Source organism: Streptomyces lusitanus, assembly GCF_042647945.1.
GTDB lineage: Bacteria > Actinomycetota > Actinomycetes > Streptomycetales > Streptomycetaceae > Streptomyces > Streptomyces pseudogriseolus.
Genome location: NZ_JBHRWL010000019.1, coordinates 306,786 through 314,435, shown reverse-complemented (window position 1 = coordinate 314,435; position 7,650 = coordinate 306,786). Strand labels below are relative to the sequence as shown.

Annotated in this window: 7 protein-coding genes; 4 read left to right on the top strand and 3 right to left on the bottom strand. The window is 71.5% G+C overall.

Going from position 1 to position 7,650, the window contains the following annotated elements:
* Positions 1 to 34 precede the first annotated feature (34 nt).
* Positions 35 to 706, bottom strand: coding sequence for a response regulator (locus ACFOSY_RS26910; RefSeq protein ID WP_006132284.1), 672 nt, complete (start codon positions 704 to 706; stop codon positions 35 to 37).
* 14 nt (positions 707 to 720) lie between these two features.
* Positions 721 to 1,665, bottom strand: a complete 945-nt coding sequence (locus tag ACFOSY_RS26905) for a RecB family exonuclease (RefSeq protein WP_394311470.1) — start codon at positions 1,663 to 1,665, stop codon at positions 721 to 723.
* A gap of 163 nt (positions 1,666 to 1,828) precedes the next feature.
* On the opposite strand from ACFOSY_RS26905, the gene ACFOSY_RS26900 reads away from it, so the two are divergent.
* The 3 genes from ACFOSY_RS26900 (at position 1,829) to ACFOSY_RS26890 (ending at position 5,078) form a co-directional block, all read left to right on the top strand.
* Positions 1,829 to 3,316 (top strand): site-2 protease family protein, encoded by a 1,488-nt coding sequence (locus tag ACFOSY_RS26900; protein ID WP_394311468.1) that lies wholly within the window; start codon positions 1,829 to 1,831, stop codon positions 3,314 to 3,316.
* 61 nt (positions 3,317 to 3,377) lie between these two features.
* Positions 3,378 to 4,280 carry a tRNA (adenine-N1)-methyltransferase gene (locus ACFOSY_RS26895; RefSeq protein ID WP_006132287.1) on the top strand — a complete coding sequence of 301 codons (903 nt, stop codon included), beginning with the start codon at positions 3,378 to 3,380 and terminating at the stop codon, positions 4,278 to 4,280.
* Positions 4,281 to 4,499: 219 nt separating this feature from the next.
* Positions 4,500 to 5,078 carry a hypothetical protein gene (locus tag ACFOSY_RS26890; RefSeq protein WP_394311465.1) on the top strand — a complete coding sequence of 193 codons (579 nt, stop codon included), beginning with the start codon at positions 4,500 to 4,502 and terminating at the stop codon, positions 5,076 to 5,078.
* 80 nt (positions 5,079 to 5,158) lie between these two features.
* Here ACFOSY_RS26890 and ACFOSY_RS26885 read toward each other — a convergent pair whose 3' ends face one another.
* Entirely contained in the window at positions 5,159 to 5,458 is a 300-nt protein-coding gene (locus ACFOSY_RS26885) for a ferredoxin (protein ID WP_394311463.1), read from the bottom strand.
* A gap of 251 nt (positions 5,459 to 5,709) precedes the next feature.
* On the opposite strand from ACFOSY_RS26885, the gene arc reads away from it, so the two are divergent.
* Entirely contained in the window at positions 5,710 to 7,476 is a 1,767-nt protein-coding gene (gene arc / locus ACFOSY_RS26880; RefSeq protein ID WP_394311461.1) for a proteasome ATPase, read from the top strand.
* The last annotated feature ends 174 nt before the right edge of the window (positions 7,477 to 7,650 follow it).

The following is a 7,650-nucleotide window of genomic DNA, read 5'->3' as shown; positions in this document are numbered from 1 at the left end:
GGCGCCCCCACGCTTGGTTCGGACGACGCGCGCGCTACTGGGCGCCGGGGCGCACCAGCCCGCTCTCGTACGCGTACACCGCCGCCTGCACGCGGTCGCGCAGCCCCAGCTTGGTCAGCACATGACCGACGTGCGTCTTCACCGTGGTCTCGCTGACGAACAGGTCGGCGGCGATCTCCGCGTTGGACAGTCCGCGCGCCACCAGCTTCAGCACCTCGACCTCACGGTCGGTCAGCGTGTGCAGCGTGTCCGGCACGGGCTCCTCGCCGGACGGCAGATGCGTGGCGTACTTGTCCAGCAGCCGGCGCGTGATGCTCGGGGCGAGCATCGCCTCCCCGGCGGCCACCACGCGGATCGCCTGCACCAGCTCGTTGGCCGGGGCGTCCTTCAGCAGGAAGCCGCTGGCCCCCGCCTTCAGCGCCTCCACCACGTACTCGTCGAGATCGAACGTCGTCAGCACCAGCACCTTCGCCGGGCCGTCGCGCTCAGGGCCGGTGATCTGGCGGGTGGCCTCCACCCCGTCCATCCGCGGCATGCGGATGTCCATGAGCACCACGTCGGGCTGCAGCGCCCGCACCTGGTCCAGGGCCTGGAGTCCGTCCCCGGCCTCGCCGACGACCGCGAGGTCCTGTTCGGCCTCCAGAATCATCCGGAACCCGGTGCGCAGCAGCGGCTGGTCGTCGACCAGTAGGACGCGGATGGCCACGTAAGTCTCCTTCGCTAGTCCGGCCCCATTCTGCCCTGCTCGATCCCGCCGGACTCAGGCGCCCTGACGGGGAGCGGGTAGGGCGGGGGAGTGCCGCCGAACTCCGGACAGTGGGCCTGGTGGTCGCACCAGCCGCACAGCTTCGTCGGACGCGGCCGCCAGTCGCCCGACTCGGTCGCCCGCCGGATCGCCTCCCACAGCGCCAGCAGTTTGCGCTCCACACGCTCCAGATCGGCGAGCACCGGGTCGTACGTCAGCACGTCGCCGCTGCCCAGGTAGACCAGCTGGAGCCGGCGCGGGATCACCTTCTTCAGGCGCCACACCACCAGGGCGTAGAACTTCATCTGGAACAGCGCGCCCTCCGCGTACTCCGGGCGGGGCGCCTTGCCCGTCTTGTAGTCGACGATCCGCACCTCTCCGGTGGGCGCCACGTCGACCCGGTCGATGATGCCGCGCAGCCGCAGCCCGGAGTCCAGCTCCGCCTCCACGAACAGCTCCCGCTCGGCGGGCTCCAGCCGGCTCGGGTCCTCCAGCGTGAACCACCGCTCGACCAGCGCCTCCGCCTCCGTCAGCCACCGCGCCAGCCGCTCGCCCTCCGGGTCGTCCGCGAACAGCTCCGCGACCTCCGGCCGGCTCTCGCGCAGCCGGTCCCACTGGCCGGGGATCAGCGACTTCGCGCGCGGCACGGTGCGGTCGCCGGCCGGGGCGTCGAACAGCCGCTCCAGCACCGCGTGCACCAGCGTGCCCCGGGTCGCGGCCTCGCTCGGCTTCTCCGGCAGCCGGTCGATCACCCGGAACCGGTACAGCAGCGGGCACTGCATGAAGTCGCTCGCCCGGGACGGCGACAGTGAGGCGGGCGGCGCGGCGGCGGGAGGGGCCGCCACGACCGCGTCCACCGCCTCCGCGGGCACGGCCGGGCCGGTGTCGGGCCGCGTCGCGCCCTCGGTGCTCGTCTCCATGACCACAGACCTTACGGCCCGCCGCCGACATCGCGGTGCGCCTGTGGACAGAAGGGGTAGAGACAGGGGTGCGGGGCGGAAGGGGCGGCGAACGGCGCATACCATCGACCCAGGACCCTCCCGTCCGGCAGGCGCGGGAGACGCAGCGAACGAGGGGACACCGGTGGACGTAAGCGGCGGGCGCGGACAGCCGCGGCCCGGCAACGACGAGTCGGCCGAGCACACCGGGCCCGAGGCCCCGACCCCCGGCGACGCCCCCTCGCACCCCGCGCCCCCCTCCGCACCGACGCCCGCCGACGAGCGAGGCGCCCGGCCCGAGGGCTCCACCGAGGACCCCGCGCCCGGCCGGGACCGCGCCCCGGCGCACCCCGAACCCCCCGCGGACCACCCCGCCCGCCCCTCCACCGCCCCCGCCGGGCGGCCCGAGCACCCCGACCACCCCTTCGCCCACTCCGGCAGCGGCGACGGACAGGCCCCGGCCCCACAGCGCCCCGAGGAGCGGCGCCGCGGCGGGCTGCTGATGGGCCGCCCCTTCGGCGTGCCCGTGTACGTCGCGCCCAGCTGGTTCCTCGTCGCCATCCTCATCACCTGGGTGTTCGGCGGCCAGATCGACCGGGTCCTGCCCGAGCTGGGCGCGGTCAGCTACCTGGTCTCCCTGTTCTTCGCGGTGGCCTTCTACGCCTCCGTGCTGGTGCACGAGCTCGCCCACACCCTCGCCGCCCTCCGCTTCAAGCTCCCGGTGCGCCGCATCCAGCTCCAGTTCTTCGGCGGCGTCTCCGAGATCGAGAAGGAGGCCGAGACACCCGGCAGAGAGTTCGTGCTGGCGTTCGTCGGCCCACTGCTCTCCCTGGTGCTGGCCGGGCTGTTCTACCTCGGCCTGCTGGCCGTCGACCCCAGCAGCGTGCCCGGCGTGCTGCTCGCGGGACTGATGGTGTCCAACCTCATCGTGGCCGCCTTCAACCTGCTGCCGGGACTGCCGCTGGACGGCGGCCGGATGCTCCGCGCGGTCGTCTGGGCGATCACCGGCCGGCCCATGACCGGCACCGTCGCCGCCGCCTGGGTCGGCCGCGCCCTCGCCGTCTGCGTGCTGATCGGGCTGCCGCTGCTCACCCAGTCCGGGGCGCTCGGCTCCGACGCCGTGGACAACGTCGGCATGGACACCGTCCTGGACGCCCTGCTCGCCGCCATCCTCGCCGCGATCATCTGGACCGGCGCCGGGAACAGCCTGCGCATGGCACGCCTGCGCGAGCACCTGCCCGAGCTGCGGGCCCGCACCCTCACCCGCCGCGCCGTGCCCGTGGAGGGCGACACCCCGCTCTCCGAGGCCCTGCGCCGGGCCAACGCGGCCGGCGCCCGCGCCCTGGTCGTCGTCGACGCCGACGGCGTGCCGATGTCCCTGGTGCGCGAGGCGGGAATCGTCGGCGTGCCGGAGCACCGGCGCCCCTGGGTGCCGGTCGGCACCCTCGCCCAGGACATCACCCACGGCATGCGCGTCTCCGCGGAACTGGCCGGGGAGGAGCTGCTGGACGCGCTGCGCGCGACGCCCGCCACCGAGTACCTGGTCGTCGAGGAGACCGGCGAGATCTACGGCGTACTGTCCGCCGCCGACGTGGAGCGCGCCTTCGTCAAGGCCATGGCACGCCCCTCCTGACCCGTCGCCCCGGCCGCCGTCCGTGGTCGGCGGGCCCTCCGGGGACCGGTAGGCTGGTCACATGTCCGAACCGACCGGTGCCGCCCGCAGGCGCGGGCCCTTCAAGGTCGGGGACCAGGTACAGCTGACCGACCCCAAGGGCCGCCACTACACGTTCACGCTCGAGGCCGGGAAGAACTTCCACACCCACAAGGGTTCCTTCCCCCACGACGAGCTGATCGGCGCTCCCGAGGGCAGCGTTGTCCGCACCACCGGGAACGTCGCCTATCTCGCGCTGCGCCCCCTGCTCCCCGACTACGTCCTGTCCATGCCCCGAGGGGCAGCCGTCGTCTACCCGAAGGACGCGGGGCAGATCCTCGCCTTCGCCGACATCTTCCCCGGCGCGCGCGTCGTCGAGGCCGGCGTGGGCTCCGGCTCGCTCAGCAGCTTCCTGCTGCGCGCCATCGGCGACCAGGGCATGCTCCACTCCTACGAGCGCCGCGAGGACTTCGCCGACATCGCCCGGCAGAACGTCGAGCGCTACTTCGGCGGCCCGCACCCCGCCTGGCAGCTCACCGTGGGCGACCTCCAGGACAATCTGTCCGACACCGACGTCGACCGCGTCATCCTCGACATGCTCGCCCCCTGGGAGTGCCTGGAGGCCGTCTCCAAGGCGCTCGTCCCCGGCGGCATCCTCTGCTGCTACGTGGCCACCACCACGCAGCTCGCCCGGACCGTCGAGTCCATCCGGGAGATCGGCTGCTTCAACGAGCCGACCTCCTGGGAGACGATGATCCGCAACTGGCACATCGAGGGCCTGGCCGTCCGCCCCGACCACCGGATGATCGGCCACACCGGCTTCCTGCTCACCGCCCGCCGGCTCGCCGACGGCGTCGAGCCGCCCATGCGCCGGCGCCGCCCGGCCAAGGGCGCCTACGGCGAGGACTACTCCGGTCCCAACGCCGACGGAGGCACCGGCCGCTGACGCGGTCCGCACCCCCTCAACGCTCCGGCGCCGTGGCTCAGTTCCCGTACCTCAGCGGGAACTGAGCCACGGCGCCGACGCATTGGCGTCCGGGCCCGCACCGGACACGCACGGGCCCCCCGCGCGACGACTGCGGACCCCGCCGTTCCCTCCGTCCTGTGACGTGTGGCACGATGCTGGCCACCCCCACCGGCACAGCCCTCACAGGAGACACTCCTCGTGCAGCCTTCCGCCGTTCCGGAGCTCGCCCACACGCACGCCCGGCCCATCCACTGGATGGCCACCGCCACGGCCGTCGCCGGTGTCGTGGCGCTCTCCTCCGTCCTCCAGCCCGATCACGCCACCGCCGCGGCGCCGGACGCCCCGCACACCAGGAGCGCCCCGGCGCAGGCGCTGCCGCCGGACCCGGCCGACGTGGAGTTCCCGCTCGACTGCGGTCCCGTGAAGCTGGTGGTGAAGAAGCAGGCGTCCGGCGACCTCGACGGCGACGGCCGCCCCGAGACGGCGGTCGCGGTCCACTGCGACGCCCCGATGGGCACCCCGCCCGACGGCGTCTACGTGCTCACGCAGGCGGCCGGCAGCGCGCAGCCGCGCCTGGTGGCCACCCTCGTCGACCCCAAGGACCGCACCAACGTCGACGACTTCGCCGTACGCGGCGGAAACGTCACCGCCACGCTGCTCGGCTACTCGTCCGCCGACGTGCCCAGTTGCTGCCCCGATGTGCGCGAGACCGTGAAGTGGCGCTGGGAGAACGGCGCGTTCGTCCGGTCCACGCCGTCCGACGCGCGGAGCGTGTGACCCGCGCGCGGGCGCACGCCGGCCGCGCGCTCCTGGGCGGGTGAGAAATCAGACAGCCGTGACCCGCCGTGCGGCGGCGGTCACCCCGCGTCGGGCCCGTACACCTCGACGCTGTCCGCGACCCGCCGGACGTGGATGCACGCGCCGGGGCACTCCTTCGCGGAGTCGACGACGTCCGTGAGGAGCGGCAGCGGGACGGGCGTTGCCGCTCCCTTGTCCTGGAGCAGCTCGTCCCGCTCGTTCTTCACGTACGCCAGACCGTCGATGTCCAGCTCGAACACCTCGGGCGCGTACTGGGCGCAGATGCCGTCGCCGGTGCACAGATCCTGGTCGATCCAGACCTCCAGGGCCTCGGCGGCGGTTGCGGCCTCCTGCTGCACGATCGTCTCTCCTGCCGTGTGCTGCGCCGAGCCGTGCGGGAATTTGGCCAGCTCTGACGGGTGTTGAACACGTCGACCCTACCGCCGCCTGGGTTCCGATCATTCTCGGTGGGTATTCCCCTGGCGTGAGGGAGAGCGCAAGGGTGAAGATCGGACACACCCCGACCGTCTTTGTGATCTAGGGGTTTCAATCGACACCCGCCCAGGTAGGGTCTGGAAGCGTCCAGCTCCCCTTGGAGGAGGTGAGGACCGTGGCAGCCCACGACGACGACATGAACCGCGGCATCCGCCCGGGACGCGGGTCCGACGACCCGGCCGGGCAGATCGCCTACCTTGAGCAGGAGATCGCCGTCCTGCGACGTAAGCTCGCCGACTCTCCGCGGCACACGAGAATTCTCGAAGAGCGGATCGTCGAGCTGCAGACCAATCTGGCCGGCGTGTCCGCCCAGAACGAACGGCTGGCGAGCACCCTCCGTGAGGCCCGCGACCAGATCGTGGCCCTCAAGGAGGAGGTCGACCGGCTCGCCCAGCCCCCGGCCGGCTTCGGCGTCTTCCTCGAGGCGAACGAGGACGGCACGGCCGACATCTTCACCGGCGGCCGCAAGCTGCGGGTGAACGTCAGCCCGAACGTCGAGCTGGAGGAGCTCCGGCGCGGCCAGGAAGTGATGCTCAACGAAGCGCTCAACGTGGTCGAGGCCATGGAGTTCGAGCGCGTCGGCGAGATCGTCACCCTCAAGGAGATCCTGGAGGACGGCGAGCGGGCCCTGGTCCTGGGCCACACCGACGAGGAGCGGGTGGTGCGGCTCGCCGAGCCGCTGCTGGACGTCACCATCCGCGCCGGCGACGCCCTGCTCCTGGAGCCCCGCTCCGGGTACGTCTACGAGGTCGTGCCCAAGAGCGAGGTCGAGGAACTCGTCCTCGAGGAAGTCCCCGACATCGGCTACGAGCAGATCGGCGGCCTCGGCAACCAGATCGAGGCCATCCGCGACGCGGTCGAGCTGCCGTACCTCTACCCGGACCTGTTCAAGGAGCACGAGCTGCGGCCGCCCAAGGGCGTCCTGCTCTACGGGCCCCCCGGTTGCGGCAAGACGCTCATCGCCAAGGCCGTGGCGAACTCGCTGGCCAAGAAGGTCGCCGAGGTCACCGGCCAGGCCGCGGGCAAGAGCTTCTTCCTCAACATCAAGGGCCCCGAGCTGCTGAACAAGTACGTCGGTGAGACCGAGCGGCAGATCCGCCTGGTCTTCCAGCGGGCCCGGGAGAAGGCCGGCGAGGGCACCCCCGTCATCGTCTTCTTCGACGAGATGGAGTCCCTCTTCCGCACCCGAGGCTCCGGCGTCAGCTCGGACGTGGAGAACACCATCGTTCCGCAGCTGCTCGCCGAGATCGACGGTGTCGAGGGCCTGCAGAACGTGGTCGTGATCGGCGCCTCCAACCGTGAGGACATGATCGACCCGGCCATCCTGCGCCCCGGCCGGCTGGACGTGAAGATCAAGATCGAGCGTCCGGACGCCGAGGCGGCCAAGGACATCTTCGGCAAGTACCTCACCGAGCGCCTCCCGCTGCACTCCGACGACCTCGCCGAGCACGGCGGCGACAAGGCCATGACGGTCCAGAGCATGATCCAGACCGCCGTGGAACAGATGTACGCGGAATCCGAGGAGAACCGCTTCCTGGAAGTCACCTACGCCAACGGCGACAAGGAAGTCCTGTACTTCAAGGACTTCAATTCCGGCGCCATGATCGAGAACATCGTGGGCCGCGCCAAGAAGATGGCGATCAAGGACTTCCTGGAGAAGAACCAGAAGGGCCTGCGCGTCTCCCACCTCCTCCAGGCCTGCGTGGACGAGTTCAAGGAGAACGAGGACCTGCCCAACACCACCAACCCGGACGACTGGGCCCGGATCTCCGGAAAGAAGGGCGAGCGGATTGTTTACATCCGCACCCTCATCACCGGAAAGCAGGGCGCGGACACCGGACGCTCCATCGACACGGTGGCGAACACCGGTCAGTACCTGTAAAAGCGAGGGCGGCTGCGGGTGCCCACCACGGGTACCCGCAGCCGACTGCTTTTTCGGTGCCACGGCTGGAGCACAGCAATGACGCAAATGATCTCCCCACCAGCGCAAAGGCGTTCTAGGCTCTTCCGTACCGCCGAGTCGCGCAGTGCGGGGACGGGCACCGCACACGCACCG

Bases quoted from the DNA above. Each gene is read 5' to 3' on its own strand.
- ACFOSY_RS26895 (WP_006132287.1), top strand. From the start codon at position 3,378: ATGTCCGAACCGACCGGTGCCGCCCGCAGGCGCGGGCCCTTCAAGGTC.
- ACFOSY_RS26905 (WP_394311470.1), bottom strand. From the start codon at position 1,665: ATGGAGACGAGCACCGAGGGCGCGACGCGGCCCGACACCGGCCCGGCC.